General features: G+C 69.7%; 30 protein-coding genes, 4 tRNA genes and 1 other RNA gene. 18 read left to right on the top strand and 17 right to left on the bottom strand.

Annotated features, from left to right (window positions below; translation table 11 throughout):
• The first annotated feature begins 34 nt into the window (after nt 1-34).
• Complete coding sequence (locus tag MIC98_RS15260; protein WP_239737718.1) at nt 35-1,261, top strand: acetylornithine transaminase; 1,227 nt, start codon at nt 35-37, stop codon at nt 1,259-1,261.
• 122 nt (nt 1,262-1,383) lie between these two features.
• On the opposite strand, the gene MIC98_RS15255 is transcribed toward MIC98_RS15260, so the two are convergent.
• Together MIC98_RS15255 and hemL are read right to left on the bottom strand one after the other, a co-directional pair.
• The gene (locus MIC98_RS15255) at nt 1,384-1,980 is read right to left on the bottom strand and encodes an HAD-IA family hydrolase (protein WP_239737717.1); all 597 of its coding nucleotides are present in this window, start codon (nt 1,978-1,980) and stop codon (nt 1,384-1,386) included.
• Nucleotides 1,981-2,118: 138 nt separating this feature from the next.
• Nucleotides 2,119-3,426, bottom strand: a complete 1,308-nt coding sequence (hemL, locus tag MIC98_RS15250) for a glutamate-1-semialdehyde 2,1-aminomutase (RefSeq protein WP_239737716.1) — start codon at nt 3,424-3,426, stop codon at nt 2,119-2,121.
• 147 nt (nt 3,427-3,573) lie between these two features.
• Between hemL and MIC98_RS15245 the strand changes: the two genes are divergently transcribed.
• Complete coding sequence (locus tag MIC98_RS15245; protein ID WP_239737715.1) at nt 3,574-4,848, top strand: membrane dipeptidase; 1,275 nt, start codon at nt 3,574-3,576, stop codon at nt 4,846-4,848.
• A 90-nt stretch (nt 4,849-4,938) separates the two neighbouring features.
• On the opposite strand, the gene thiE is transcribed toward MIC98_RS15245, so the two are convergent.
• Nucleotides 4,939-5,562, bottom strand: a complete 624-nt coding sequence (gene thiE, locus MIC98_RS15240) for a thiamine phosphate synthase (protein ID WP_239737714.1) — start codon at nt 5,560-5,562, stop codon at nt 4,939-4,941.
• A 69-nt stretch (nt 5,563-5,631) separates the two neighbouring features.
• Between thiE and MIC98_RS15235 the strand changes: the two genes are divergently transcribed.
• Nucleotides 5,632-5,823, top strand: coding sequence for a rubredoxin (locus tag MIC98_RS15235; protein ID WP_057639290.1), 192 nt, complete (start codon nt 5,632-5,634; stop codon nt 5,821-5,823).
• Between the two features lie 253 nt (nt 5,824-6,076).
• Here MIC98_RS15235 and thiL read toward each other — a convergent pair whose 3' ends face one another.
• The 6 genes from thiL to MIC98_RS15205 all read right to left on the bottom strand — a co-directional run bounded on the left by thiL (nt 6,077) and on the right by MIC98_RS15205 (nt 10,209).
• Entirely contained in the window at nt 6,077-7,048 is a 972-nt protein-coding gene (gene thiL / locus MIC98_RS15230; protein ID WP_239737713.1) for a thiamine-phosphate kinase, read from the bottom strand.
• A gap of 52 nt (nt 7,049-7,100) precedes the next feature.
• Complete coding sequence (nusB, locus tag MIC98_RS15225; protein WP_057639292.1) at nt 7,101-7,580, bottom strand: transcription antitermination factor NusB; 480 nt, start codon at nt 7,578-7,580, stop codon at nt 7,101-7,103.
• Nucleotides 7,577-8,044: a 6,7-dimethyl-8-ribityllumazine synthase gene (gene ribH / locus MIC98_RS15220; protein WP_057639293.1), complete on the bottom strand. Its 468-nt coding sequence runs from the start codon at nt 8,042-8,044 to the stop codon at nt 7,577-7,579. The genes nusB and ribH overlap by 4 nt, the downstream gene beginning before the upstream one ends.
• Before the next feature lie 229 nt (nt 8,045-8,273).
• Nucleotides 8,274-9,122, bottom strand: coding sequence for a SirB1 family protein (locus tag MIC98_RS15215; protein WP_239737712.1), 849 nt, complete (start codon nt 9,120-9,122; stop codon nt 8,274-8,276).
• Nucleotides 9,123-9,187: 65 nt separating this feature from the next.
• Nucleotides 9,188-9,640 (bottom strand): DUF192 domain-containing protein, encoded by a 453-nt coding sequence (locus MIC98_RS15210; RefSeq protein WP_239737711.1) that lies wholly within the window; start codon nt 9,638-9,640, stop codon nt 9,188-9,190.
• A 59-nt stretch (nt 9,641-9,699) separates the two neighbouring features.
• Nucleotides 9,700-10,209: a hypothetical protein gene (locus MIC98_RS15205; protein WP_057639296.1), complete on the bottom strand. Its 510-nt coding sequence runs from the start codon at nt 10,207-10,209 to the stop codon at nt 9,700-9,702.
• Between the two features lie 129 nt (nt 10,210-10,338).
• Here MIC98_RS15205 and MIC98_RS15200 point away from each other — a divergent pair, with 129 nt between their 5' ends.
• Nucleotides 10,339-10,737 (top strand): hypothetical protein, encoded by a 399-nt coding sequence (locus MIC98_RS15200; protein WP_057639297.1) that lies wholly within the window; start codon nt 10,339-10,341, stop codon nt 10,735-10,737.
• A gap of 64 nt (nt 10,738-10,801) precedes the next feature.
• Here MIC98_RS15200 and rpiA read toward each other — a convergent pair whose 3' ends face one another.
• From rpiA to MIC98_RS15170, 6 genes are all read right to left on the bottom strand, one after another.
• Nucleotides 10,802-11,449: a ribose-5-phosphate isomerase RpiA gene (gene rpiA, locus MIC98_RS15195; RefSeq protein ID WP_057639298.1), complete on the bottom strand. Its 648-nt coding sequence runs from the start codon at nt 11,447-11,449 to the stop codon at nt 10,802-10,804.
• Between the two features lie 113 nt (nt 11,450-11,562).
• Nucleotides 11,563-12,045: an EVE domain-containing protein gene (locus tag MIC98_RS15190; protein ID WP_239737710.1), complete on the bottom strand. Its 483-nt coding sequence runs from the start codon at nt 12,043-12,045 to the stop codon at nt 11,563-11,565.
• Entirely contained in the window at nt 12,042-12,632 is a 591-nt protein-coding gene (locus tag MIC98_RS15185; protein ID WP_239737709.1) for a 5-formyltetrahydrofolate cyclo-ligase, read from the bottom strand. The genes MIC98_RS15190 and MIC98_RS15185 overlap by 4 nt, the downstream gene beginning before the upstream one ends.
• Nucleotides 12,633-12,936: 304 nt before the next feature.
• Nucleotides 12,937-13,121, bottom strand: a non-coding RNA gene (ssrS, locus tag MIC98_RS15180) — 6S RNA.
• A gap of 99 nt (nt 13,122-13,220) precedes the next feature.
• The gene (locus MIC98_RS15175; protein ID WP_239737708.1) at nt 13,221-13,520 is read right to left on the bottom strand and encodes a cell division protein ZapA; all 300 of its coding nucleotides are present in this window, start codon (nt 13,518-13,520) and stop codon (nt 13,221-13,223) included.
• Nucleotides 13,517-13,738 (bottom strand): TIGR02449 family protein, encoded by a 222-nt coding sequence (locus tag MIC98_RS15170; protein ID WP_239737707.1) that lies wholly within the window; start codon nt 13,736-13,738, stop codon nt 13,517-13,519. The genes MIC98_RS15175 and MIC98_RS15170 overlap by 4 nt, the downstream gene beginning before the upstream one ends.
• Nucleotides 13,739-13,863: 125 nt before the next feature.
• Here MIC98_RS15170 and MIC98_RS15165 point away from each other — a divergent pair, with 125 nt between their 5' ends.
• Both MIC98_RS15165 and pepP read left to right on the top strand, forming a co-directional pair.
• Complete coding sequence (locus tag MIC98_RS15165) at nt 13,864-14,409, top strand: YecA family protein (RefSeq protein ID WP_239737706.1); 546 nt, start codon at nt 13,864-13,866, stop codon at nt 14,407-14,409.
• Between the two features lie 8 nt (nt 14,410-14,417).
• Nucleotides 14,418-15,743, top strand: coding sequence for a Xaa-Pro aminopeptidase (gene pepP, locus MIC98_RS15160; RefSeq protein ID WP_239737705.1), 1,326 nt, complete (start codon nt 14,418-14,420; stop codon nt 15,741-15,743).
• Nucleotides 15,744-15,776: 33 nt separating this feature from the next.
• On the opposite strand, the gene prfA is transcribed toward pepP, so the two are convergent.
• Both prfA and hemA read right to left on the bottom strand, forming a co-directional pair.
• A complete protein-coding gene (prfA, locus tag MIC98_RS15155) occupies nt 15,777-16,862 on the bottom strand; it encodes a peptide chain release factor 1 (protein WP_239737704.1) in 1,086 nt (361 codons plus the stop codon).
• A complete protein-coding gene (gene hemA / locus MIC98_RS15150; protein ID WP_239737703.1) occupies nt 16,840-18,123 on the bottom strand; it encodes a glutamyl-tRNA reductase in 1,284 nt (427 codons plus the stop codon). The genes prfA and hemA overlap by 23 nt, the downstream gene beginning before the upstream one ends.
• A 67-nt stretch (nt 18,124-18,190) precedes the next feature.
• Here hemA and MIC98_RS15145 point away from each other — a divergent pair, with 67 nt between their 5' ends.
• From MIC98_RS15145 to MIC98_RS15090, 12 genes are all read left to right on the top strand, one after another.
• Nucleotides 18,191-19,885 (top strand): tetratricopeptide repeat protein, encoded by a 1,695-nt coding sequence (locus MIC98_RS15145; RefSeq protein ID WP_239737702.1) that lies wholly within the window; start codon nt 18,191-18,193, stop codon nt 19,883-19,885.
• A complete protein-coding gene (gene lolB / locus MIC98_RS15140) occupies nt 19,882-20,526 on the top strand; it encodes a lipoprotein insertase outer membrane protein LolB (protein WP_239737701.1) in 645 nt (214 codons plus the stop codon). Before MIC98_RS15145 ends, lolB begins: the two co-directional genes overlap by 4 nt.
• A complete protein-coding gene (gene ispE / locus MIC98_RS15135; RefSeq protein WP_239737700.1) occupies nt 20,523-21,401 on the top strand; it encodes a 4-(cytidine 5'-diphospho)-2-C-methyl-D-erythritol kinase in 879 nt (292 codons plus the stop codon). Before lolB ends, ispE begins: the two co-directional genes overlap by 4 nt.
• A 3-nt stretch (nt 21,402-21,404) precedes the next feature.
• A tRNA-Gln gene (locus tag MIC98_RS15130) sits at nt 21,405-21,481 on the top strand.
• Nucleotides 21,482-21,618: 137 nt separating this feature from the next.
• Nucleotides 21,619-22,578 carry a ribose-phosphate diphosphokinase gene (locus MIC98_RS15125; RefSeq protein WP_057639310.1) on the top strand — a complete coding sequence of 320 codons (960 nt, stop codon included), beginning with the start codon at nt 21,619-21,621 and terminating at the stop codon, nt 22,576-22,578.
• Nucleotides 22,579-22,686: 108 nt separating this feature from the next.
• The gene (locus MIC98_RS15120; protein ID WP_239737699.1) at nt 22,687-23,298 is read left to right on the top strand and encodes a 50S ribosomal protein L25/general stress protein Ctc; all 612 of its coding nucleotides are present in this window, start codon (nt 22,687-22,689) and stop codon (nt 23,296-23,298) included.
• 52 nt (nt 23,299-23,350) lie between these two features.
• Nucleotides 23,351-23,929, top strand: a complete 579-nt coding sequence (gene pth / locus MIC98_RS15115; protein WP_239737698.1) for an aminoacyl-tRNA hydrolase — start codon at nt 23,351-23,353, stop codon at nt 23,927-23,929.
• A gap of 106 nt (nt 23,930-24,035) precedes the next feature.
• Entirely contained in the window at nt 24,036-25,127 is a 1,092-nt protein-coding gene (ychF, locus tag MIC98_RS15110) for a redox-regulated ATPase YchF (RefSeq protein ID WP_239737697.1), read from the top strand.
• Nucleotides 25,128-25,311: 184 nt separating this feature from the next.
• Entirely contained in the window at nt 25,312-26,334 is a 1,023-nt protein-coding gene (locus MIC98_RS15105; protein ID WP_239737696.1) for an isoaspartyl peptidase/L-asparaginase, read from the top strand.
• A gap of 120 nt (nt 26,335-26,454) precedes the next feature.
• Nucleotides 26,455-26,540, top strand: a tRNA-Tyr gene (locus MIC98_RS15100).
• A gap of 28 nt (nt 26,541-26,568) precedes the next feature.
• Nucleotides 26,569-26,642 (top strand) — tRNA-Gly (locus MIC98_RS15095).
• A gap of 37 nt (nt 26,643-26,679) precedes the next feature.
• Nucleotides 26,680-26,755, top strand: a tRNA-Thr gene (locus MIC98_RS15090).
• The last annotated feature ends 35 nt before the right edge of the window (nt 26,756-26,790 follow it).

Here is a 26,790-nt window from a genome sequence, read left to right as displayed (position 1 = left end):
GCCGGCTTCGCCCGCAACCACCCACTCGAATGCCATGACCGCCGTCGCCGAACCGTTGCTGTCCCTGTCCCGGTACTACCTGCCGGTGTACCGGCCCCGCCAGCTGGTGCTGGAGCGCGGGCAGGGCGCCCGCTTGTGGGACACGCAGGGCCGCGAGTTCATCGACCTGGCCGCCGGCATCGCCGTGTGCAGCCTCGGCCACGGCAACGCCGAGCTGAAGGCGGCGCTGGTCGAGCAGGCCGGCAAGCTCTGGCACACCAGCAACATGTTCTACAGCGAGCCGCCGCTGCACTTGGCGCAGGAGCTGGTGGCGGCCTCGCGCTTCGCCGAGCGCGTGTTCCTGTGCAATTCCGGCGCCGAGGCCAACGAGGTGGCGATCAAGCTGGTGCGCAAGTGGGCCGCCGCACAGGGCCGGCCGCCGGAGCGGCGCGTCATCGTCACGTTCCGCGGCAGCTTCCACGGCCGCACGCTGGCCACCGTCACCGCCACCGCGCAGCCGAAGTACCAGGAGGGCTACGAGCCGTTGCCGGGTGGTTTCCGTTACGCCGACTTCAACGACGTGGCGCAGCTGGAAGCGGCGATGGCCGGCGGCGACGTCGCCGCGGTGATGTTCGAGCCGGTGCAGGGCGAGGGCGGGGTGATGCCGGCCACGCCGGAGTTCATGCGCCGCGCCCGCGAGCTGTGCGACCAGCACGACGCGTTGCTGGTGCTGGACGAAATCCAGGTCGGCATGGGCCGCACCGGCGAGCTGTTCGCGCACTGGCACTGGGGCGTGACCCCGGACATCGTCACCCTCGCCAAGGCGCTGGGCTGCGGCTTCCCGATTGGCGCCATGCTCGCCGGACCCAAGGTGGCCGAGGTCATGGGCGTGGGCGCGCACGGCAGCACCTTCGGCGGCAACCCGCTGGCCGCGGCGGTGGCGCGGGTGGCGCTGCGCAGGCTGGCTTCCGATGAAGTCCGCGCCAACGTCGCCCGCCAGTCGGCCGCGCTCCGCGCCGGGCTGGAAGCCATCGGCGCCGAGTTCGGCGTGTTCGAGCAGGTGCGCGGCATGGGCCTGATGATCGGCGCGGTGCTCAAACCGGAATATGCTGCCGATATCGGCACCCTGCTGGACCTGGCCGCGGAGAAACAGGTGCTGATCCTGCAGGCCGGCAGCAGCGTGCTGCGCTTCGTGCCGCCGCTGAACATCACCGACGAAGAGCTGGCCGAAGGCCTCAAGCGCGTGCGCGAGGCGATCGCGGCGTTCGTGGCCGTGCGCTGATCGGGGGTGTGGGGGGGCTTTGCTCGCGATGCGCCTGGTTGTGCTGGAAAAAGCATCGCGGCCAAGGCCGCTCCCACAGGGGTGCCTTGTTTCACTCCTGAAAGTGTTCTTGCAAGGGCTGGTCAGAGCAGCCGGTAACGCCGCAGCACACGCTGCAATGATTTCGCGTGGAAGGCGGTGTCCGCGTGCAGGCCGGCGCTGCGCGCGCCCTGCACGTTGCGGAACAAGTGGTCGATGAACAGCGTGCGCGCCGGTTCGCAGCCGAGCCGGGCAGTGGCTGCCAGGTAAGCTCGTGGGTCGGGTTTGCGCACGCCGAGCGTGGCGCTGTCGAGGACGGTGAAGTCGGGCAGCAGCGCGGTGATTGCGGCCACGCTCAACGGGCCGTTGTTGGTCAGTACGGCGATGTGGACGCCGGGGCGAACCTGTTTCAGCACCGCCAGCGCATCGCGGCGCAGCGTGCTGGCAGCGGTGCGTGCGGTGAGCCAGTGTTGGGCATGTAGCCGGCTGCCGAGGCGTGCGTTCAGTTCATGCAGCAGGGCGTCGCCGTCGAGTTCGCCGCGGGCGTGGGCCAGTTCCAGCCCTTCGCCGCGCAGGGCTGCGTCCACCTGTGCGGGCGTGCAGCCGGCTGCGTCGGCGAGGTGCTGAAGATGGACGTGGTGGTCGTAGCTGGCGAGCAGGCCGTCGAAGTCGAGCAGCAGGGCGTGCGGGGTGGGAATCATGAAGGTCGCTCGTAGGAGCGCACCTCGGTGCGCGATGGGGCTTTCATGCATTTCCCCCCGCAACAGCCTGCACATCCCTGTGCGGGGATTCGAATGGGAAAGCTCCTCGCGCACCAAGGTGCGCTCCTAAGGGAGCAATCAGGCGGCGACGGCTTTGAACGCTTCGCGTGCGGCCGCCAGCGTGGCCTCGATCACCGCATCGTCATGCGCGCTGGACAGGAAGCCGGCTTCATACGCCGACGGTGCCAGGAACACGCCGCGCTCCAGCATCGCGTGGAAGAAGCGGTTGAACGCGGCGGTATCGCAGGCGGTGGCCTGTGCATACGTCTCCACCTTCTCGTCGGTGAAGAACAGCCCGAACATGGCGCCGACGCGGGTGGTGGTGACGGCCACGCCGGCCTCGCGCGCGGCTACTTCCAGTCCTTCGCACAGGCGCGTGGTGGCGGCGCCCAGGCGCTCGTGGAAACCGGGCTGCTGGATCAACTCCAGCATCGCCAGCCCGGCCGCCATCGCCACCGGGTTGCCGCTCAAGGTGCCGGCTTGGTAGATCGGGCCGGCCGGGGCGATCTGCTGCATCAACTCGCGGCGGCCGCCGTAGGCGCCTACCGGCATGCCGCCGCCGATGATCTTGCCGAAGGTGGTCAGGTCGGGCGTGATGCCGTAATGCGCCTGCGCGCCGCCCAGTGCCACGCGGAAGCCGGTCATCACCTCGTCGAAGATCAGCAGCGTGCCGTGCCGCGTGCACAGTTCGCGCAGATGCTGCAGGTAGCCCTCGCGCGGCGGGATGCAGTTGGCGTTGCCGACCACCGGTTCGATGATCAGGCCGGCGATCTCGCTGCCTTGCTGCTCGAACAATGCAGTGGCCGCGTCGAAGTCGTTGTAGGGCAGGGTCAGGGTGAGTTCGCTCAGGCCGGCCGGCACGCCCGGTGAGGTCGGCACGCCGAGGGTCAGCATGCCGCTGCCGGCCTTGACCAGGAACGAGTCGCCGTGGCCGTGGTAGCAGCCTTCGAACTTGACGATCTTCATGCGCCCGGTGGCGCCGCGCGCCAGCCGGATCGCCGACAGCGTGGCCTCGGTGCCGGAGTTGACCATGCGCACCATCTCGCACGAGGGCACCAGCCGGGTGATGGTTTCGGCCATCGTCACCTCGGCCGTGCACGGTGCGCCGAACGACAGGCCGTTGCCGATCGCCCGCGCCACCGCTTCACGCACTGCCGGGTGGTTGTGGCCGACGATCATCGGGCCCCACGAACCCACGTAGTCGATGTAGCGGTTGCCGTCCACGTCGAACAGATACGGGCCGTCGGCGCGCTGCACGAAGAACGGCTCGCCGCCGACCGACTTGAACGCGCGCACCGGCGAGTTGACGCCGCCGGGCAGCAGCTGCTGCGCGCGGGTGAACAAGGCATGGGACTGGTCGTGTTCGTGGTTCGTGGTCGGGGACATGGCATCGGTGCGTGCGGGGAATTGCGCCCATTGTCCGCTTTCGCGCCGGGGCCTGCCACGCGCATCGGAATCCATGACCTATGGCCTGCATGGCGCGTCCGCACCGCGTGCCAGAATGCCGGAGCCATCCATCCCGAAGGGAGAGCCATGAAGTTCGTTGCGACGTTCAAGACCGGTGCACTGGCGAGCGCGCTGCTGCTGGCCGTTGCCGCCGGCGCACAGGCCGGCACCGGCCCGGCGGAGATCTCCGCGCATGCCCGCGCGCTGCAGGCGCAGGCGATCAACCTCGACACCCACCTCGATACGCCGGCGCTGTTCTCGCAGCCGGGCTGGAAGATCAGCGACCGCCATGCGTTCAAGGACGACGGTTCGCAGATCGACTACCCGCGCATGGTCGAGGGCGGGCTGGATGGCGGTTTCTGGGTGATCTACACCGGGCAGGGCGCGCGCGACGAAGCCGGCAATCTGAAGGCGCGCGACGCCGGCCTGGCGCGGCTGGCCGAGATCCGCGAGATGGTCGCGGCCAATGCCGACATCTTCGAGCTGGCCACCACCGCCGACGACGCGGCGCGGATCAAGGCGGCGGGGAAGAAGTCGGTCTACATCAGCATGGAGAACGCCTACCCGCTGGAGCACGACCCCAGCCTGCTGAGTTTCTACTACAGGCAGGGGCTGCGGATGATCTCGCTGGCGCATATCGGCCACAACGATTTCGCCGACTCGGCGGGCATGGGTGTGGCGCCGGAAGGCGAGCATGGCGGCCTGAGCGAAAAGGGCCGCGCGCTGGTTGCGCAGGCCAACCGGCTGGGCATCGTCCTCGACCAGTCGCACGCCTCCAACGCGGTGTTCGACCAGATGCTGGAGCTGAGCAGGGCGCCGATCATCCTCTCGCACAGCGGTGCGTATGACGTGTTCGCGCACTCGCGCAACATCGACGACGCGCGCATCCGCGCACTGGCGAAGAAGGGCGGGGTGATCCAGGTCAACTCGCTGGGTGGCTACCTGATCGACACCGGCGCCACGCCGGAGTACCGCGCCGAGCGGCGCAAGGTCTACGCGTCCTTCGGCGACCGCCACGAGCTGACGGCCGAGGAACGCGAGCAGGCCAAGGCGAAGTTCACCGAACTGGATGCGAAGTACGGCATCCGCAAGGCCGATTTCGACGACTACATGCGCCACCTGCTGCACATCATCGAGGTGGCCGGCTGGGAGCACGTCGGCCTCGGCGCCGACTGGGACGGCGGCGGTGGCGTGGACGGCTACGAGGACATCACCGCGCTGCCGAAGGTGGTGCAGGCGCTGCTGGACGCCGGCTACGACGACCGCCAGGTCAGCGCGATCCTCGGCGGCAACACCGTGCGCCTGATCCGCCAGGTGCAGGCACTGGCCGACCCGGAAGCGGTCAAGGCGGCACTGGAGTAACCCATGCGCTCCTGCGGGAAGCATGGGTAGGTCGGGGCTACGTCCCCGACGCGCGGAACCGGCGATGTGCGTCGGGGGCGTAGCCCCGACCTACACAAAACAAGCCTGGTAGGCGCGCAGCGCAGCCACCGGGTCTTCGGCCGCGAACACGCCGCTGATGACCGCCACCAAGTCGGCGCCGGCCTCGACCAGCGGCGCGATGTTGTCCACCGCCAACCCGCCTATCGCCACGCGCGGCACGCCCAGCGCGGCGGCATCGCGCAGCAGCTGCGGCTGCGCCCGCCGCGGGGTGGCCTTGCTGCGGCTGGGGAAGAACGCGCCAAAGGCGACGTAGCTGGCGCCGGCGGCCACCGCGCGCTGCGCCAGTTCCAACTGGTCATAGCAGGAGGCGCCGATGATCGCGCCGGGGCCGAGCAGCGCGCGCGCGGCGGCGATGTCGCCGTCGTCCTCGCCCAGGTGCACGCCGGCCGCGCCGACCTCGGCGGCCAGCGCGGCATCGTCGTTGACGATCAGCGGCACGCCGGCTTCGGCGCACAGGGCCTGCAACGCATGCGCCTGTTCGCGGGCGGTGGCGGCATCGACCGCCTTGTTGCGGTATTGCAGCCAGGTGGCGCCGGCCAGCAGCGGGCGCACGCGGGCGAGCAGGCGTGCGGTGTCGGGTTCGTCCGGGGTGATCAGGTAGACGCCGCGGGGCGTGTGGGAAGCGTGGGGCATGCAATGGCTACCTGTGCGGCGGCGGGAGTGGGACAATCGGCAACCGTCCCGTATTGCCGTGATTATCCGATGTCCGATGCCTCCGCCTCCACCTTCCGCACCTGGATGTGCGTCGTCTGCGGCTTCATCTACAGCGAGGCCGATGGCCTGCCCGAAGAGGGTATCGCGGCGGGCACGCGTTGGGCCGACGTGCCGGATACGTGGACCTGCCCGGATTGCGGCGCGACCAAGGACGATTTCGAGATGGTGGAACTGGATTGAGTACGTAGATGCGGGGCTTGCCCCGCATGAAGCCTTCCCGGTGAAGCCCCTGTGCCGGGCAAGCCCGGCACCCCCGGTCGTTGCGCCGAGAATTTCGTGAGTACGTAGGTCGGGGCTACGCCCCCGACGGCGGTACGCACGAAGCGTCGGGGGCGTGGCCCCGACCTACGGTTGGCTGTTGTGAATGTGGGGCTTGCCCTGCATGCAGCCTTCCCGGTGAAGCTCCCGTGCCGGGCAAGCCCGGCATCCACGGTCATTGCGCCGCGAAGTGGCGGTAGCCGGTGGCGTGCCCGGTATCCGCATCGCCTTCGCAGGAGACGCCCCGGCCTTCGACGACGTGGCCGATGCGGGTCAACGGCAGTGCCAGCCGCGATGACAGCGCCTGCAGCGCGTCGCGCCGTTCCGGTGCGGCGGTGAAGCACAGTTCGTAGTCGTCGCCGCCGCGCAGGGCGCAGTCGCGCGCGGCATCGGCGCCGAGCGCGTCGCGCAGCGCCGACGACAACGGCACGCGCCCGGCCTGCACCACCGCGCCGACGCCGCTGCGCGTGGCGATGTGGCCGAGGTCGGCGAGCAGCCCGTCGGACACGTCGGCCGCGGCACTGGCCACGCCGTGCAGCGCCTGCCCCAGTTGCAGCCGCGGCGTCGGCCGTTGCAGGCGCTGGCGCAGGATTTCGTGGCCGGCATCGGCCGCGGGCGCGCGCACGTCCAGCGCCCCGCGTTGCCACAGGCGCAGTGCGCCGGCTGCCTCGCCGGGCATGCCGCTGATCCAGATGTCGTCGCCGACGCGGGCGCCATTGCGGCGCAGCGCCTGCCCGGCCGGCACCGCGCCCATCGCGGTGATCGACAGCGACAGCGGCCCGCGCGTGGTGTCGCCGCCGACCAGGGCGATGCCGCTGGCGTCGGCCAGCGCGAAGAAGCCGTCGACGAAGCCCTCCAGCCAGCCGGCGTCGGCCTGCGGCAGGGACAGCGACAACGTGCACCACAGCGGCGCGGCGCCCATCGCGGCCAGGTCGGAGAGGTTCACCGCCAGCGCCTTCCAGCCGATGTCGGCCGGCAGGGTTTCGGCGGGGAAGTGCACGCCGGCATTGAGCGTGTCGGCGGTGACCGCCAGTTGCCGGCCCGGCGGCGGTTGCAGCAGGGCGGCGTCGTCGCCGATGCCCAGCACCACGTCGGCGCGCAGGCGCGCGCGGCGGGCGATGTGGTCGATCAGGCCGAACTCGTCCATGGGGGAGTGAAGCGAGGGAAGGCCGGAGCGGCTTGCGCTCGGGCCGCGTTCCTCACTCCTTGGCCTCGACCTTGCGCCATTCCAGCGCGGCGCGGTCCAGCACGCCGTTGACGTAGGTGTGGCCGTGCTCGGAGCCGAAGCGCTTGGCGGTTTCGATGGCCTCGTTGATGACCACGCGGTACGGCACGTCCGGGCGGTGGTGCAGTTCGTAAGCGGCCACGCGCAGTACCGCGCGTTCGATGGCGTCGACGTCCTCGACCGGGCGGTCGACGAACGGGGCCAGCGCCTCGTCCAGTGCGCGGCGGTGGTCGAGCACGCCGCGCAGCAGGTTCTCGAAATAGGCCAGGTCGGCCACTTCGTGCGCCTGTTCGTGGGCGAACTGGGCCAGCAGCGATTCGGCGCTGCCGCCGGAAATCTGCCATGCATAGACCGCCTGCAGGGCGCGGCGGCGCGCGCGCGAGCGCAGCACCGGGTCGATGCCGTCGTGGCGGCGGGGCTTTCCGGCAGGCTTGCCGTGGTGCTTGTTGTTCATGGCAGCTGCTCCAGGAGGTTGACCATTTCCAGCGCCGTCAATGCGGCTTCCTCGCCCTTGTTGCCGTGGCTGCCGCCGGCGCGGGCCTCGGCGTCCTCCACGCGTTCCACCGCCAGCACGCCGTTGAGCACCGGCACGCCGAAATCCAGCTGCACGCGCATCAGGCCCTCGGCGCAGCGGTCGGCCACGTGTTCGTAGTGGCGGGTGTCGCCGCGGATCACGCAGCCCAGGGCGATGACGGCCGCGTGCTTGCCGGTGGCGGCCAGGCGTGCGGCGACCAGCGGGATTTCCCACGCGCCGGGTACGCGCACCACGTCGATGGCGTCCTCGCCGATGCCGTTGCCGGCCAGGCTCTGCCGCGCGCCGGTGACCAGCACGTCGGTGATGCGGGCGTTCCAGCGGCTGGCGATGATGACGAAACGGGCCGATTCGGCCGGGCGGAGGTCGCCTTCGTAGTGGCTCATGGGGTGTGGCGGAGCAAAGGGTGCGCCAGTTTAACGCGTGGGCGCGCCAGCGGCTTTTGTTCTGACGCTGCTCCGGGTTGAGCGCCCACGCCGCTGGAGTGGGCCGGGGCGCGGAGCGGGGGTTGGGGTGAGGGGCACGCGTAGTCCAGATGGTTAACCATCATGGACTACGTTTGCCCCTCATCCGCCCTTCGGGCACCTTCTCCCGAAGGGAGAAGGGCTCAGCCAATCAGTGCAGCCGCGGGCGCCCGCTGCCCAGTCCGACCAGCCTGTCGCGCACCTGGGTGGCGTCGTCGGCGTCGGGTTCGCGCTGGAGGTAGCCGGCCAGGTCGCTGCGCGCGCCGGCGTCGTGGCCCAGGTGCAGGTAGGCCATGCCGCGGTCGCGCAGGGCGTCGTTCTGCCTGGGGGCGAGGGTGAGGATGCGGTCGGCGCTGCGCGCGGCGCGGTCCCATTGCCCGGCCTCGGCATAGACGCCATGCAGGTTGCGCAGGATGCGGACCAGGATGGCGCGGTGCGGGGCGGGGTCGAGTATCCGCGCCAGTATCTGGTCGTCCGGGGTGCGCCCGCCGAGGTTGCTGCGCGCGCGTTCGCGCAGTTCGTCCACGCCCAGCGGGCGGCCGCCGTTGAACGGGTCCATGACCAGCACGCCCTCTTCCACCGGCAGCCGCACGAGGAAATGGCCGGGGAAGGAAATGCCTTCCAGCGGCAGGCCGAGCCGGCGCGAGACTTCCATCTGCACCAGCGCCAGCGAGATCGGGTTGCCGAGCCGGCGCGCCACCACTTCGTTGAGGTAGCTGTTGCGCGGGTCGTAGTAGGCGTCGTGGTCGCCGCTGTAGCCCAGTTCGTTGAACAGGTGGTGGTTGATGGCGGCCACCTTCAGCGGCCATTCGCCGATGGCCGAGACTTCGGTGCGCAGGTGGTCGGCGTGGGCCTGCAGCAGGCGGTCGCAGCACGCCGGGTCCAGCTCCGGGTATTCGTCGCGGGCGATCAGCAGCGCGGTGGCGAACAGGGGCAGGTCGGCGTCGGCCAGGCCGGCAAGGGTGTTCCAGCTCGGCAGGGTGAAACGGGTGTCGGGCATGGCCCAAGACTGGCGGCAAAGCGCGACCTATTCAAGGCACGGCCAAGGCATGGCGTGCCGCGGGGTCATTCGCCCTTGGGAATGCCGGGGCCGAAGGTTAGCTCGGTGCCGTCCTCCAGCTTCAGTTTCGCGGCCTGCCCGGCGTTGAGTTCCAGCACGTAGCGCGCCGGCTTGAAGCTGGGGTAGGGCGGGCAGGCGTCGCCGGCCGAGCAGGGCGGCACGTCGCGCTGCTGGCTGACCAGCCGGCGGGCATCGTCGAAATAGAGGATGTCCAGCGGGATCCTGGTGTTCTTCATCCAGTACGCCTGCGGTTCCAGGCGGTCGTGGACGAACAGCATGCCGCGGTCGGCGTCCATGTGCTCGCGGAACATCAGCCCGCGCGCGCGGGTGGCGTCGTCCTGCGCCAGTTCCACCTGGTAGCGGGTGCCGGCCAGTTCCACCCAGTGGCCACCGGCGCTGGCGCAGCCGGCGAGCAGCAGGAGCAGGGCAAGGCAGGCGGCGCGGCGCGGCAGGGACATTGGTGGTATCCGGAAGAAGGGAACGGCGCTGCGCACCTTCGGGGATGCGCCGGATGGCGTCAAGCCGGGGAGGACGCCGGCGTGGCGCAGGCGGCGAGCATCCGCGCGAACAGGTGGCGGGTTTCGGCCTGCAGGTAGGCGCGTGCGATCGGCGGCGCCTGCACGAACAACTGGCAGGAAAGCGCCAGCGCCGCGGCGTCCAATCCCTGCGGGTCGGCGGCGTTGTGGCCGAGCAGGACGAAGCGGTCGTACAGCTGCAGCCGGCTTTCCAGCAGCGGCACCAGGCCGCGGCCGAGCATGCGCTCGACGTCGAACCCGGAGGCATGGCGCGGCAGCGGCCAGCCCGCCGGCGGCCGCAGCGGCGTCGGCGTATCGGCGTTGCCGGCATGGGCGTGGTGGTGCGCGCGGCAGGCCAGCCAGAAGCGGAACAGGCACAGCTCGGCGATGGCCTCCGGCGGCGCGGCGACCATGCGCAGCAGTTCGGCGTAGTGGTGGCGGTAGTTCACCCGCATGTAACCGTCCACCGGGTTCAGTGGCGGCAAGGCTGCGGTGTCCTGTGTCGTTTCCATGCGGGTCCTTTGTCGGGAGGCCGGCGGGCGCCGGCCTGCGAAATCCTTTCGCCAATGAAAGCAATAAGTTGTCTAGAATGGAAGTGAGTGGTGAATCGGCCGCGGACACGGTCCGTAACGTTGCCGGCCATGAGCGAAGAACGCTTCGAATTTTCCCGGCGCTTGGCGCAGGCAATGAGCATGGCCGGCTACGAGCCGCGCCCGGCGGTGTTGTTCCGCCTGTTCAATGCCCGCTACCAGGGGCGTTCGGTGAGCTTTCAGAGTGCTTCGCGCTGGCTCGGCGGGCGTTCGATTCCCGAGCAGGACAAGCTGCAGGTGCTGGCCGAACTGTTCGGCGTGGAGCCGCACCAGCTACGGTTCGGCGGCGGCCAGCGGGTGGCCGAGCCGCGGCAGCCGTGGCAGGTGGTGGGAGTGCGCGAACGCGAGGTGATCGATGCGTTCCTCGCCTTGCCGCAGCGCAAGCGCGAGTTGGTGGGCGCGCTGGTGGAAGCGCTGGGCGAAGAGGAAGAGGAAGAGCGCAAGCCGTAGGCGGACTTGCCGTGCCGGATGACGAAATCCCCGCCATTGGCGGGGATTCGCGTGTCCCGCAGGCTTACAGCACCTGCGGTGGTTGCCCGCCGACGATCACCACGTCGGCCGGGCGCCGCGCGAACAGGCCCACGGTGACCACGCCGGGGATCTGGTTCAGTTCCTGCTCCAGCTTCACCGGATCGGTGATGGACAGGTTGTGCACGTCGAGGATCAGGTTGCCGTTGTCGGTGACCACGCCGTCGCGCCATACCGGCTGGCCGCCGGTGAGCGCGAGGATCCTGCGGGCGACCAGGCTGCGTGCCATCGGGATCACTTCCACCGGTAGCGGGAACCTGCCCAGCACCGGCACCTGCTTGCTCGGGTCGACGATGCAGACGAAGGTCTCGCTGGCCTCGGCAATGATCTTCTCGCGGGTCAGCGCGGCGCCGCCGCCCTTGATCAGGTTCTTGTTGCCATCGCACTCGTCGGCGCCGTCAACGTACAGCGACAGCCCGCCGGTGTGGTTCAGGTCCAGCACCTCGATGCCGTGGCCCTTGAGCAGGGCGGTGCTCTGCTCGGAGCTGGAGACGGCGCCTTCGATCCGGTCCTTGATGCGCGCCAGGGCTTCAATGAAGTAAGCCACGGTGGAGCCGGTGCCGACCCCGACGATCATTCCCTTCTCGACGTATTCGATGGCTTTTTCGGCGGCCAGGCGCTTGGCTTCGGACATGGTGGGCTCGGAGTTGGAGGAATGGGAGGTGCAGGAGCGACGCAAGTCGCGACCGGGGGCTTCCCCGGTAAAGCTTCATCGCGACTTGCGTCGCTCCTACAGGAAAGCGGGTATCAGGCCGGCTTCTTTTCCAGCGACAGCAGCAGCTTCCACTGCGCAGCGGTCACCGGGAACACCGACAGCCGACTGCCGCGCGCGGTCAGCGCGAAGCCTTCGCCCAGTTCGTCGGCGTACTGCTTGATCTCCTCCAGCGGGATCACCTGCGCCAACTTGCGCTCGAACGCCACGTCCACCAGGTACCAGCGCGGCTGCTCGCGGGTGGCCTTGGGGTCGAAGTAGGGCGTCTTCGGGTCGAACTGGGTGTCGTCCGGATAGGCTTCGCTGGCCACGGTGGCGGTGCCGACGATGCCCGGCACCTTGGTGTTGGAGTGGTAGAACAGGATGCCGTCGCCGACCTTCATGCCGTCGCGCATGAAGTTGCGCGCCTGGTAGTTGCGCACCCCGTTCCACGGTTCGGTGCCCACGCGCTGCAGGTCGTCGATCGAAAAAGCGTCCGGTTCGGACTTCATCAGCCAGTAGCGCTTGCGGGCGGTCATGCGTGAAACGGTTCCGGTTGGAGGGTGGCTTGCTCGGTGCAGATCGCGTCCACCGCCACGTCCCAGTCCTCGACCGGCAGCGCCGGCACCTGCTGGGCGGCGAAACCGACGCCGACCAGCCACGGTGGCGCGCTGCGCCGCTGGCGGAAAGCGAAGCTGCGATCATACCAGCCGCCTCCCATGCCCAGCCGCCGGCAGCGCGCGTCGAAGCCGGTCAAGGGCGCGACGACCAGCGCCATTTCCTCGGGCCGCAGGGCCTGCGCGGGGTCCACGTCCGGCTCGGGTATGCCGTAGCGGTTGGCCACCAGCGGCTGCCCCGGCCGCCATGGCACGAAGCGCAGCAGCTTGCCGTGCAGCACCGGCAGGCAATAGGTCTGCTGCGGAGGCAACTGCATCTGCCAGCGGTGCAGCGCGATCTCGCCATCCATCGCCCAGTAGCCGGCGACCGGGCCGGCGACGTCGGCGAAGGGCAGCGCCAGCAGGTTCGCGGCCAGCGCCTCGGCGGCGGCGATGCGCGCGGCGGCGGGGATTTCGCGGCGGCGCTGGCGCAGGTTCTGGCGCAGGGCGTGGCGGTGGTCGGAAGTCATGGACGGGAAGTATGCCCCTCTCCCTCTGGGAGAGGGGTTGGGGAGAGGGTTGGGGCGAAGCCCTCGCAATGTTTGGTTGCACGAGGCTTCTCCCGTACCCTCATCCACCCCTGCGGGGCACCTGCATGCGGCACATCCCTGTGCCGCCCCCTTCGGGCGGCTTCGCCGTGCAATTCGGCAGTCCTGCCGAATTGTCTCCCTGCGGGAGAAGGAAAAGAGTCGAACCCCCGCACATGGATGTGCGGGCCGTTGCGAGGGACTCGCACAAAGAAACGGCGCCTTGCGGCGCCGTTCCGGAATGATTGCATTCTCCGCCATGACGATGCGTGCGAAACGACCTTGAACCCGGGGTTCAAGTGGGGACGTTGGGGAACCATCGGGCTTCCCGCTGCAAGGCGGACCTGCACACCCGGTACCGTCGCGCCCCCGTGGTCGTCATTAAGGGACAAGGCGAATGTTTGCACACGCCGTCGTTCACGGCAGAGAACGCGCCGCCAGTATAGCCATGTTGGGTGCGCTTGCCAGCCTGTTTTCCACGGTTCCGGATGAATGCGGCGAATGCCCGTTCATGCGCCGCCGCCGGCCGTGTCAGTGACCGTCGTCGAGGGCGCCATCGAGGCGCCGGTTGAGGCCGTCCAGGGTGGACTGGAAGCGCTGCTGCTGCCGCGCCAGTTCGTCGCGCACCAGCTGCAGTTCGTGCGCCAGGTTCAGCGCCGCCAGCACCGCCACCCGGTCTACCGCGGCCATGCGGTTGCTGCCACGGATCTCGCGCATCCTGGCATCGAGCATGCGCGCGGCGGCGGTGAGGCTGTCGCGCTCGGCCGGTTCCACGCCGACGGTGTATTCGCGGTCGAGGATGTGGACGCTGACCGGTTCGTTCTGGCTCACGTGTGCTGCTCCAGCGACTTTAGGCGGGTGATCATCGCTTCCACCCGCGAGCGCGCCTGCTCGTTCTTGGCCAGCAGCTGCGCGCGCTCGCCGACCAGTTGCTCCTGCTGCTGGCGCAGGCTGCGGTTCTCCTCGGCCAGCCGCCGGTTGCGTTCGAACAGGGCGTCGAGGCGGGTGGCCAGGGCCTGCAGCTGGGCGGCGGGGTCGAAGGAATCCATTGCGGCACGATAGGCATGGGGATCGGGGGTGGTCAAGATGGGCGCGTGCGCGTGGTTGCTACACTGTGCGGCCGTCGCCACGCGTTGTGCGGGCGCGGGTTTTCCCCGTTGCAAAGGCCAGTGACATGACCGAACTCCCCGCCGTCCACGACATCCTCCAGGCCAGCCGTGCGCTGGGCCTGGCTGCCTCGGCGGCCGAACTGCACGGCGGGCTGTGCGGCTGGCTGGCGGCCGGCGGCGCCGACGTGCAGGCGTGGCCGGCCAAGGTGCTGGCCGACGATGGCCTGCCGGCGCCCGAGCCGGGCAGCGCGCTGGACCGGCTGCGCCAGGCCGTGGTGGCGCAGCTGGAGGACCGCGACTTCGCCTTCGAGCTGCTGCTGGCCGAACCCGGCGCGCCGCTGCAGGCGCGGACCGATGCCTTGTTCGACTGGTGCCGCGCCTTCCTCGGTGGTTTCGGGCTGGCCGCGGACAAGCGGCCGGTGCTGAGTGAGGAGGGCGAGGAGGCGTTGCAGGACCTGGCGCGGCTGGCGCAGGCCTCCAGCGACCAGTTCGACAGCGCCGACGAGGACGAGGATGCGCTGGCCGAGATCGAGGAATTCGTGCGCGTGGCGGTACTGCTGCTGCACGGCGACTGCGTGATGGGCGCGCGCCACCGCCAACGCCTGAACTGAGGGTGGCGATGAAGCACCTGACCGGCATCGCCCCCGCCGAATACGCGCAGCGCCGCCGCCAGCTGATGGAGGCGGCCGGCGACGACGCCATCCTGGTCCTGCCGGCCGCGCCCGAGCGCGTGCGCAGCCACGACACCTTCCATCCCTACCGGCAGGATTCGGACTTCTGGTACCTGTGCGGCTTCCCCGAGCCGGAGGCGGTGCTGGTGCTGGTCCCCGGCCGCCGCCACGGCGAGGCGATCCTGTTCTGCCGCGAGCGCGACGCCGAGCGCGAGGCGTGGGACGGCCCGCGCGAAGGGCAGGAAGGCGCGGTGTCGCGCTACGGCATGGACGACGCCTATCCGATCGAGGACCTCGACGACATCCTGCCGGGCCTGCTCGAAGGCCGCTCGCGGGTCTATTACCACTTCGGTCGCGACGCCGACTTCGACCTCAAGCTGATCGGCTGGGTCAACCGCGTGCGCTCGCAGGTGCGCCACGGCGCGCAGCCGCCGCACGAGTTCCTCGAACTGGGCCACCTGCTGCATGAGCAGCGCCTGTTCAAGTCGCCGGCCGAGATCGCGCTGATGCAGCAGGCCGCCGACATCAGCGTGCGCGCGCACCGCGCGGCGATGCGTGCGGCGCGGCCGGGCGTCTTCGAATACGAACTCCAGGCCGAGCTGGAGCGCGAGTTCCGCCGCGGCGACGCGTGGCCGGCCTACAACAGCATCGTCGGCGCCGGCAGCAATGCCTGCGTGCTGCATTACCGGGCCAACAACGGCGGCAGCCGCGACGGCGAGCTGGTGCTGATCGACGCCGGTGCCGAGTTCCGCGGCTATGCCAGCGACATCACCCGCACCTTCCCGGTGGGCGGCCGTTTCAGCGCCGAGCAGCGCGCGCTGCACGACCTGGTGCTGGCCGCGCAGGCGGCGGCGCTGGAACAGGCGCGGCCCGGCGTCGCCTACGAGGAAGGGCATCTGGCTGCGGTCGAAGTGCTGACCGAAGGCCTGCTGCGGCTGGGGCTGCTGGAAGGCGACCTCGAGGAAAACATCATCGAAGGTCATTACAAACGTTTCTACCGGCACAAGACCGGGCATTGGCTGGGGCTGGACGTGCACGACGTCGGTGACTACAAGCTCGCCGGCGAATCGCGGTTGCTGGAGCCGGGCATGGTGTTCACCATCGAGCCGGGGCTGTACGTGTCGCCGGACGACGCCAGCGTGGAGCCACGCTGGCGCGGCATCGGCATCCGCATCGAGGACGACGTGCTGATCACCGGCGATGGCCATCGGGTGTTGACCGGCGAGCTGGAGCGCGGTGCCGAGGAAATCGAGGCGTTCATGGCGGTGCCATGAAGTACATGGCGTAGCGCCTGTGGTCCGGTGTGGTCAGGTGCCTTCGGCCAACCGCGCCAGCTCGTCCACCTGATGCTCGTGCTGCAAGCGCCCCACCAGCGCATCGAGATCGCCCTCGATGATGTTCGGCAGGTCGTACAGGGTCAGGCCCTCGACGCGATGGTCGGTGATGCGGCCCTGCGGGAAGTTGTAGGTGCGGATGCGCTGGCTGCGGTCGCCGCTGCCTACCTGCAGCTTGCGGGTCTGCGCCTCGGCCGCCGCCTGCCTGCTGCGTTCGGCGTCCAGCAACTGCGCCTTCAGCCGCTTCATCGCCTTGTCGCGGTTGGCGTGCTGGCTGCGCTCGGTCTGGCACTCGACCACCACGCCGCTCGGCACGTGGGTGATGCGGATCGCCGATTCGGTCTTGTTGACGTGCTGGCCGCCGGCGCCGGAGGAGCGGAAGGTGTCCACCTTCAGGTCGGCCGGGTTGATCGCGACGTCCTCGACGTCGTCGGCCTCGGGGATGATCGCCACGGTCGCCGCCGAGGTGTGGATGCGGCCCTGCGACTCGGTGGCCGGCACGCGCTGCACGCGGTGGGTGCCGGACTCGAACTTCAGCTTCGAGTAGGCGCCGCGGCCGACCACGCGCGCCACCACTTCCTTGTAGCCGCCGTGCTCGCCGGGGTTGTCGGACTCGACCTCGACCTTCCAGCCCTGGCGCTCGGCGTAGCGGGCGTACATGCGGAACAGGTCGCCGGCGAAGATCGCCGCTTCGTCGCCGCCGGTGCCGGCGCGCACTTCCAGGAACAGGTTGCCGTCGTCGCGCGGGTCGCGCGGCACCAGCAGCAGCGCCAGTTCTTCGTCCAGCGCCTGCAGGCGTGCCTGCGCCGCGGCGATTTCCTCCTCGGCCAGCTCGCGCAGTTCCGGGTCGGCGCGCATCGCCTCGGCCGAGGCGAGGTCGGCGCGTGCGCGGGTTTCGGCGGCCAGCGCGGTGGCGACCGGTTCAAGCTGGGAAAACTCGCGGGAGAGATTGCGGAAGCGCGCGTTGTCGGCGACCACGTCCGGGTCGGCGAGCAGGCGTTCCAGTTCTTCGCGGCGCTCGGCCAGGGCCAGCAGTTTACGGCGCAGGGTCGGCGTCATCGGTTCTCGCAATGGGGTGGCGGTACCCGGGGGCGGCCGGGAACAGGCGCTCGGCGGCGCGGGTCAGGTCGGCGTCGCCTTCCAGCGCGGCCTGCCGCAGCGCGGCGGTGGGCGGGTGCAGCAGGCGGTTGGTCAGGCCGTGGGCGAGGTGTTCGAGCACGTCCTCGGCGGTCTTGCCGTGGGCCAGTTGCTGGCGGGCCTTCTCCAGCAGCTCGGCGCGGGTGGACTCGCCGAACGCGCGCAGCTGCTTGAGCGGCGCCTGCAGGTGGGTGGCGCGCAGGTTCTCCATGTAGCGCGACACCTGCAGGTCGATGATGGTCTCGGCCTCGGCGGCGGCCTCGCGGCGGCTGCGGCGGTTTTCTTCCACTGCGCGCTCCATGTCGTCGACGGTGTAGAGGTAGGCATCGGCCAGTTCGCCGACGCCGGCCTCGATGTCGCGGGGTACCGCCAGGTCGAACAGCAGCATCGGTTTGTGCCGGCGCGAACGCAAGGCGTTGGCGACCTGCCGCTGCAGGATCACCGGCTCGCGCGCGGCGGTGGCCGAGAACACCACGTCGGCTTCGGCCAGGTGCCGCTCCAGCTCGGCCAGCGGCAGCGCCACGCCGCCGTGGCGGCTGGCCAGGTCCTGCGCGTGGGCGAGGGTGCGGTTGGCCACCAGCAGCCGCTTCACCCGCGCTTCGCCCAGGTGCCGGGCGGCCAGCTCGATGGTTTCGCCGGCGCCGACCAGCAGCACGGTGGAGTCGTCCAGCCGCGCGAACGAGTCCTGCGCCAGTCGCACCGCGGTGGATGCCACCGAGATCGGGTTGGCGCCGACGCGGGTGTCGGTGCGGGCGCGCTTGGCCACCGAGAAGGTCTGCTGGAACAGCCGGTCCAGGTGGTGGCCGATGGCGCCGCTGTCGCGGGCCAACGACCAGGCGTCCTTCACCTGGCCGAGGATCTGCGGCTCGCCCAGCACCATCGAGTCCAGCCCGGTGGCGACGCGGAACAGGTGGCGCACGGTGGCATCGTCGCGGTGCTGGTACAGGTAGCCCTGCAGGTCGCCGGCATGACCCTGCAGCCAGTGTTCCAGCGCGCTGCCATCCTCGGCCACGGCGTACAGCTCGGTGCGGTTGCAGGTGGACAGCAGCACCGCTTCGGCAAGCTGCGGCGTCTCGCGCAGCGAAGCCATCGCGCGCGGCAATGCGTCGCCGCCGAAGGCCGCGCGTTCGCGCAGTTCCACCGGCGCGGTCTGATGGTTCAGTCCGAGCACCCACAGGGTCATCTGTTCAGTTGCTTGCGATAAGCTGCTGGCTGTTGAGGCCCGCCATTTTACGGCCCGGTTGCAGTAGATGCCCAATTTCAGCCGAACACGTTTCCGCACATGCAGCGTTCTGCTGCTTTCCCTGTTGCCGTGGCAGTTGCCGGCCGCCCCCGCGCAGCCGGCACCGGCGGCCGTGGCCGGGCAGGAAACCCCGCTGGAGCCGGTGCTGGCCGGCGAATTCGCGCTGCAGGCCGGCAAGCTGGCCGATGCCGCGCGCTGGTACCTGCAGGCGGCGCAGCAGACCACCGGCGACGTGGGCCTGGCCGAGCGCGCCACCCGCATCGCCATGCTGGCCGGTGACGACGCGCGCGCCCGGCAGGCGCTGGCGCTGTGGGCGCAGCGCGACCCCGGCTCGCTGGCGCTGCGCGGCACCCGCGCGTCGCTGGCGCTGCGCCAGGGCGATACCCGTCTGGCGCGCAAGGAGTTGCTGGCGGTGCTGCGCTCGCCCGAGCCGCGGGCGTGGCGCCACGCCTTGCTGGCGCTGGCTGCCGGCGGTCGCGACCCGGCCGCGCCGGCCAAGGTGCTGGGCGAACTGGTCGATGCCGGGGCGATTCCGGACGAACTGGAAGCCTGGCAGGAGTTCGGCCGGCTGGCCCTGCGCATGGAGCGGCCGCAGCTGGCGCAGCGCATGGTCGGCGAGGTGGTCAGGCGCTTTCCCGACGAGCCGCGCGTAGCCCTGCTGCATGCCTCCCAGCTCAACCAGGCCGGCAAGAAGGAGGAGGCATTGGCGCTGCTGCGCGGCATCGAGCCGAAGGCGGCCGACGATGCCGAGCTGCGCAATGCGCTGGCCTATTCCTACGATGCCTTCGGCGAGCCGGGGGCGGCCGAGCGGGTGCTGTCGGCCGGCGAACAGGACGTGCAGACCTGGGGCATGCGCGCGGCGCTGCTGGCCAAGCAGAAGGACGACGCGGCGCTGCAGGCCCTGTACCGGGACATCGCGGCCCGGGCGGACAAGCCCGATCCTGACCAGCGCCTGCTGCTGGGGCGGATCGCCGAATACCTCAAGCATTACCGCGAGGCGGTGGACTGGTACCACGGCGTGCCGGGCGGCCCGCATCGCGGCGAGGCGCGGCTGCGCGCGGTCAATGCCCTGCACGAGCTGGGCGAAAAGGCGCAGGCCGGCGACGAGGTCCACGCGATCCAGGCCGATGCCGCGGTGGACGACGACCTGCGCCGCGACGCCTACCTGCTGGAAGCCGAACTGCAGCAGCGCGACGGCCACAACGATGCCGAGGTGGCGGTGCTGACCCGTGGGCTGGCCGCCTGGCCGGACGACAGCGCGCTGCTGTATGCACGCGCGCTGGCCTGGGAACGCGGCGACGACATCCCGCGCGCCGAGGCCGACCTGCGCAAGATCCTGGTCGCCGAGCCGGAGAACGTGGCTGCGCTCAACGCGCTGGGCTACACCCTGGCCGACCGTACCGAGCGCCACCAGGAAGCGCTGGAGCTGATCGACCGCGCCCGCGTGGCCGAGCCGGACAATGCCGCCATCGTCGACAGCTATGGCTGGGTGCTGTACCGGCTGGGCCGCAACGAGGAGGCGCTGGTGCAGCTGCGCCGGGCGTGGAGCCTGAATCGGGACCCGGAAATCGCCGCGCATGTCGGCGAGGTGCTGTGGGTGCTGGGGCGGCGCGACGAGGCGCGGCACTTCTTCGAAGAGGCGCGAAAGCTGGACCCGGACAACCGCGCCCTGCTGCGCGCGATGGAGGCACTGGGCGCATGACGGCAACGGCATGGCGGGCGGCGGCGGTGCTGCTGGTGGCGGGTGCATTGGGCGGCTGTGGTTCATTGGCGACGCGGCAGGCGCCACCGGAGGACGTCGCGTTCATGCCCGAGCCGGCGGTCGAAACGGCGCGGCAGGCGATGCTGGCGCTGTCGCCGCAATGGTCTTTCCAGGGCCGGGTCGCGGTCAGCAAAGGACGCAACGGCGGCAGCGGCCGCATCGATTGGCAGCAGCAGGGCGACGCCTACCAGGTCAGCCTCGCCGCGCCGGTGACCCGGCAGAGCTGGCAGTTGAGCGGCGGCGCCGGGCAGGCGGTACGGCTGGACGGACTGCAAGGCGGCCCGCGCAGCGGCGGCGATGCCGGCCAGCTGTTGCTGCAGGCCACGGGCTGGGAGATTCCAGTGGAACAACTGGCCGCCTGGGTGCGCGGCATGCCCGCAACGGGCGCGCAGGCGGCCAGACGGGGTTTCGATGCCGAGGGTCGCCCGCGCGTGCTGCAGCAGGACGATTGGCGCATCGACTATCTGGACTGGTACCCGCCGGAAGGCGAGCGCCCGCCGCTGCCGCGCCGCATCGACGCGGTCAACGGCGACGCCAAGGTGCGGCTGATCGTCGACGAATGGACGTTGGGCCAGCCATGAATGCCGTCGCGCAAGCGGCGGGCTGGTCGCATTGGCCGGCCCCGGCCAAGCTGAACCTGTTCCTGCACGTCACCGGCCGCCGTGCGGACGGCTACCACGAGCTGCAGACCGTGTTCCGCCTGCTGGACTGGGGCGACCGCATCGCGCTGCGCGTGCGCGACGATGGGCAGATACGGCGTGTCGGGGCTTCCGTGCCGGGCGTCGCCGAGGCCGATGACCTGGTCGTGCGTGCGGCCATCGTTCTGCAAAAAGCCGCTAAATCATCGAAAGGTGCCGATATCGGCGTCGAAAAACGGATTCCCGCCGGTGGTGGCTTCGGTGGTGGTTCCTCCGACGCGGCCACCGTGCTGGTGGCGCTCAACGCGCTGTGGGGCACCGGGCTGGACGAGGACGCACTGGCGGCCCTCGGCCTGCAACTGGGGGCCGACGTGCCGGTGTTCGTGCGCGGACACAATGCGTGGGCCGAGGGTGTGGGCGAAAAGCTGGCGCCGCTGGTGCTGCCGCCGGCCTGGTACCTGCTGGCCGATCCGGGTGTCCACGTGCCCACCGCCGAGCTGTTCCGCTGCCCGGATTTGACGCGGGATGCTGCGCCCGCGAAAATAGCGGACTTCGCTTCCGGGACCGTCCTCGGGAACGCATTCGAACCGGTGCTGCGGCGCCGGGAGCCCGCCGTCGAAGCGGCGTTCCAGGCGCTTTCGCGCGTCGGTCGGGTGCGGCTTACCGGGTCGGGAGGCGGTTGCTTCGTCGAATTCGCCACGCGCGCCGCCGCAGAGCAGGCGCTGGCGGAATTGCCGGGGGAACTGCGGGCGTGGGTGGTCGCGGGCGTGCAGCGCTCGCCATTGCTCGATGCACTGGAGGCAACGGAAATCGTTTGATGCAGGGGCGTCGCCAAGAGGCCCAAGGCACCAGGTTTTGATCCTGGCATTCGTAGGTTCGAATCCTACCGCCCCTGCCACTTCGAACATGCAGCCCCCTGCTGCGCAGGCCGCACACCCGCGTGCGGCGCCAGGGGAAAAGCCCGGCACCGGATGGTCGGGGCCAGCGTTGTCCCACCCGCTCCACGCTCTTTCGCCGCCGCCCGAGAAAGCCCACATGCAAGACTCCCCGAACCTGCTGGTCTTTTCCGGCAATGCCAACAAGCCGCTTGCGCAGAGCATCTGCAAGGAACTGGGCGTGCAGCCGGGCAAGGCGCTGGTCTCCAGCTTCTCCGACGGCGAGGTGCAGGTCGAGATCCAAGAGAACGTGCGCAAGCAGGACGTGTTCGTGGTGCAGCCGACCTGCGCGCCGAGCGCCGAGAACCTGATGGAGCTGCTGGTCATCATCGACGCGCTCAAGCGCGCCTCGGCGTCCAGCGTCACCGCGGTGGTGCCGTACTTCGGCTACGCCCGCCAGGACCGCCGCATGCGTTCCTCGCGCGTGCCGATCACCGCCAAGGTCGCGGCCAAGATGTTCTCGTCGGTGAACACCGACCAGATCCTCACCGTCGACCTGCATGCCGACCAGATCCAGGGTTTCTTCGACATGCCGGTGGACAACGTCTACGCCTCGCCGCTGCTGCTGGCCGACATCTGGCGCGCCTACGGCACCGACAACCTGATCGTGGTCAGCCCGGACGTGGGCGGCGTGGTGCGCGCGCGCGCCGTCGCCAAGCGCCTGGACGACGCGGACCTGGCGATCATCGACAAGCGCCGCCCGCGCGCCAACGTCGCCACGGTGATGAACATCATCGGCGACGTCGAGGGCAAGACCTGCGTGATGGTCGACGACATCGTCGACACTGCCGGCACCCTGTGCGCCGCCGCCGCCGCGCTGAAGGCGCGTGGCGCGGTCAAGGTCGCCGCCTACTGCACCCACGCCGTGCTCTCCGGCCCGGCGGTGGACAACCTCAACAACTCCCAGCTCGACGAGCTGGTGGTGACCGACACGATCCCGTTGTCCGACGTGGCCCGTGTCTGCACCAAGATCCGCCAGATCAGCGTGGCCGAGATGCTGGCCGAGACGATGCGCCGCATCGCCTTCGGCGAGTCGGTCAGCTCGATGTACGTGGATTGACCCGATCCGGCCGCCGGCAACCGCCGGTGGCCGACACCGGTCCTTCTGGTCGCGGAAGGGCCTTCATCACGCACCGCTGGCGGTGCACCAACTCAAGAGTAGTCAACAATGGCAAAGTCCCACGAAATCAAGGTCGCCCGTCGCGACGTGCAGGGCAAGGGTGCGAGCCGCCGCCTGCGTCACGCCGGCGTGGTCCCGGGCATCGTCTACGGCGGTGACCTGGACCCGGTGATGGTCGAGTTCAACCACAACGAAATCTGGCTGGCCCAGCACAACGACTGGTTCTATTCCTCGATCATCGGCCTGAACCTGGATGGCCAGGTGCAGAAGGTGCTGCTGCGCGACATCCAGCGCCACCCGTACAAGCAGCTGATCATGCACCTGGACTTCCAGCGCGTGAACGAGAATGAAGTGCTGCACGCCACCGTGCCGCTGCACTTCGTCAACGAAGACGTCTCGCCGGCCGGCAAGGCCGCCGACGTCGCCGTCACCCACGAGCTGAAGGAAGTCAGCATCGCCTGCCTGCCGGGCAACCTGCCGCAGTCGATCGAAGTCGACCTGGCCGAGCTGAAGGCCGGCGACATCATCTACCTGTCGCAGATCAAGCTGCCGGCCGGCGTGGAAATCCCGGCGCTGAAGCTGGGCAAGGACCACGACGACGCCGTGGTCATCGCCAAGGCGCCGACCGCTGCCGACGAAGACGAGGCCGCTGCCGAGTGATCGGCCGGTTGCGTCCGCCCCTCCCGGGGCGGGCGCAGCCAACGGTGAATGCATGGCTGGCTTGCGACTTATCGTCGGTCTGGGCAACCCCGGCACCGAACACGCCCGGACCCGGCACAATGCCGGGTTTCATTTCGTTGAGGCCCTGGCCGAGCGCGCGGGCGCGCGCTGGACGCTGGAAAGCAAGCTGTTCGGCGAGGTGGCCAAGGTCGACGTCGGCGGCCAGCCGGTGTGGCTGCTGAAGCCGGCCACCTTCATGAACCTGTCCGGCAAGTCGGTCACCGCCGCGCAGCGGTTCTGGAAGATCGAGCCGGAACAGACCCTGTTGGCGCACGACGAACTGGACCTGCCGCCGGGCACGGCGCGGCTCAAGTTCGATGGCGGCCACGGCGGCCAGAACGGCCTGCGCGACACCATCCGCCTGCTCGGTCACGGCAGGTTCCACCGCCTGCGCATCGGCATCGGCCACCCCGGGCACAAGGACCGCGTGGTGCCGTGGGTGCTGGGGCGCGCGTCGAAGGACGACGAGGTGCTGGTCGCCCGCGCCATCGACGCGGCCATCGACGTGCTGCCGCTGGCGGTGGCCGGCGATTTCAACGAGGCCATGAAGCGCCTGCATACGCCAAGGTAGCGCCGGCCGCCGGCCGGCAACCGCGATCCACCCGAACCCGAGATGGATTGGCCAAACGACGCGCGCGCCGTTTCGCCAATCACTTTCACCCAGGAGGTTGTCAAACATGGGCATCAAATGCGGCATCGTCGGCCTGCCCAACGTCGGCAAGTCGACCCTGTTCAATGCGCTGACCAAGGCGGGCATCGCCGCGGCCAACTTCCCGTTCTGCACCATCGAACCGAATACCGGCATCGTGCCGGTGCCCGACCCGCGGCTGGATGCGCTGGCCGCGATCGTCAAGCCGGAGCGGGTGATCCCGACCACGATGGAGTTCGTCGACATCGCCGGCCTGGTCGCCGGCGCGTCCAAGGGCGAGGGCCTGGGCAACAAGTTCCTCGCCCACATCCGCGAAACCGACGCCATCGCCCACGTCGTGCGCTGCTTCGAGGACGGCAACGTCATCCACGTTTCCAACAAGGTGGATCCGATCGCCGACATCGAGACCATCGACACCGAGCTGGCGCTGGCCGATCTCGAATCGGTGCTGAAGGCGCTGGACCGCGCCAACCGCGCGGCCAAGGCCAACGACAAGGACGCGCTGGCGCGCAAGCCGGTGCTGGAGAAGCTGGCGGCCACGCTCGACCAGGGCCGCTCGGCGCGTTCGGCCGGCCTCGACGCGGACGAGAAGGCGCTGGTCCGCGACATGTTCCTGATCACGCTCAAGCCGCTGATGTACATCGCCAACGTCGCCGAGGACGGCTTCGCGGACAACCCGCACCTGGATGCGGTGCGCGCCCGCGCCGAGGCCGAGGGCGCCGAGGTGGTGCCGGTGTGCGCGGCGATCGAGGAAGAGCTGTCGCAGCTGGAGGACGCCGACCGCGACGAGTTCCTCAAGGACCTCGGGCTGGACGAGCCGGGCCTGAACCGGGTGATCCGTGCCGGCTACAAGCTGCTGGGCCTGCAGACCTACTTCACCGCGGGCGTGAAGGAAGTCCGCGCGTGGCAGCTGCGCGCCGGTTCCACCGCGCCGCAGGCGGCGGGCGTGATCCACACCGACTTCGAGCGCGGCTTCATCCGCGCCGAGACCATCGGTTACGACGACTTCATCAACCTCAAGGGCGAGCAGGGCGCCAAGGAAGCCGGCCGCCTGCGCCTGGAAGGCAAGGATTACATCGTCAAGGAAGGCGACGTGCTGCATTTCCGCTTCAACGTCTGATCGGCCTGCCCGACGACGATGCGAAAACCCGCCGCGAGGCGGGTTTTTCGCTTCCGCGCAACGGAGGCGGGCATGGGGCAGTCGCGGCGGCGATGCCGCCGGGACGGAAGCCGTGCCCCGTCCGGCACTTGTTTGTCGTTGCGGCGGCATGCCTAGAATCGAGGCCCGTTCCAGGAGCGCACACATGAAGCTGACTTCCGCGGTATTGCTGGGTCTGGCGTCGCTGTCATCGGCGGCCGCCGTGGCCGCGCCGGCCACCTCGCCCCTGTTGGTGATTCATGGCGGCGCGGGCGTGGAACGCGGCAGCCTCGGCCCGGAAGAGATGCAGGCCGCGCGCACCGCGCTGGAGGCCGCGCTGCGCAAGGGCCACGAGGCGCTCGCCGCCGGCCGGCCGGCGATGGATGCGGTGACCGCGGCGATCATCGTGCTGGAGGACGACCCGACCTTCAACGCCGGGCGCGGCGCGGTGTTCACCCACGACGGCAGGAACGAGCTGGATGCCGCGCTGATGGACGGCGCCACCCAACGCGCCGGCGCGGTGGCCGGCGTGCACACGATCAGGAACCCGATCCTGCTGGCGCGCGCGGTGATGGAGCATTCCCCGCACGTGATGATGGTCGGGCAGGGCGCGGAGATGTTCGCCGCCGAGCAGCAGATCGAGCAGGTCGATCCATCGTATTTCCGCACCGAGAAGCGCTGGCAGCAGTTGCAGCGTGCCCTGAGGGAGGAGGCGGCCGGGCAGGCGCATGCCGATCTGGAAACGGCCAGGCACTTCGGCACCGTCGGCGCGGTGGCGCTGGATGCGCAGGGCGGGCTGGCCGCCGGCACCTCCACCGGCGGCATGACCAACAAGCGCTATGGCCGGGTCGGCGATTCGCCGGTCATCGGCGCCGGCACCTGGGCCGACGCGCGCTGCGCGGTGTCCGGCACCGGCTGGGGCGAGTTCTACCTGCGCCTGGCGGCCGCGCACGAGATCTGCGCGCGCATGCACTACCTGGGCGAAAGCCCGGCCGCGGCGGGCGAGGAGGTGATCGTCAGGCAGGTGCCCGGGTTGGGCGGCGACGGCGGCGCCATCGTGCTGTCGGCCGACGGCCGCGCCGCCATGCCGTTCAACACCGAAGGCATGTACCGCGGCTGGATCGGCGCCGACGGCGTTCCGCACGTGGCGATCTTCACCGGCGATGCGCTGCAGATGCCGAATGAATGAGCGGCGGGAAATTTCGCCGGAAGTGAAAATTCCTGTTGACACTATCCGGACGATCGCCATAATAGCGGGCTCTTCCACCCCTGACCGGTAAGGCCAAGGTCACCCAAGAGGGGCGGAAACGGAGGGATACCCAAGCGGCCAACGGGGGCAGACTGTAAATCTGCTGGCTTACGCCTTCGGTGGTTCGAATCCACCTCCCTCCACCAGTTTCACGTTGTGGCAGTCGTTCCCGGTGCGGGAGTAGTTCAATGGTAGAACCTCAGCCTTCCAAGCTGATGGTGCGGGTTCGATTCCCGTCTCCCGCTCCATTGAACGCAGCGCGATTCATGCCATAATGCACAACTCGCTCACGTAGCTCAGTCGGTAGAGCACCTCCTTGGTAAGGAGGAGGTCGAAGGTTCGATTCCTTTCGTGAGCACCATCCTTCGCATCACACTCAAGACGAATTTCGAGATA

This window comes from Stenotrophomonas sp. NLF4-10, from assembly GCF_022359915.1.
Classification (GTDB): domain Bacteria; phylum Pseudomonadota; class Gammaproteobacteria; order Xanthomonadales; family Xanthomonadaceae; genus Stenotrophomonas; species Stenotrophomonas daejeonensis.
This window is presented reverse-complemented; position numbering and strand designations above follow the sequence as displayed.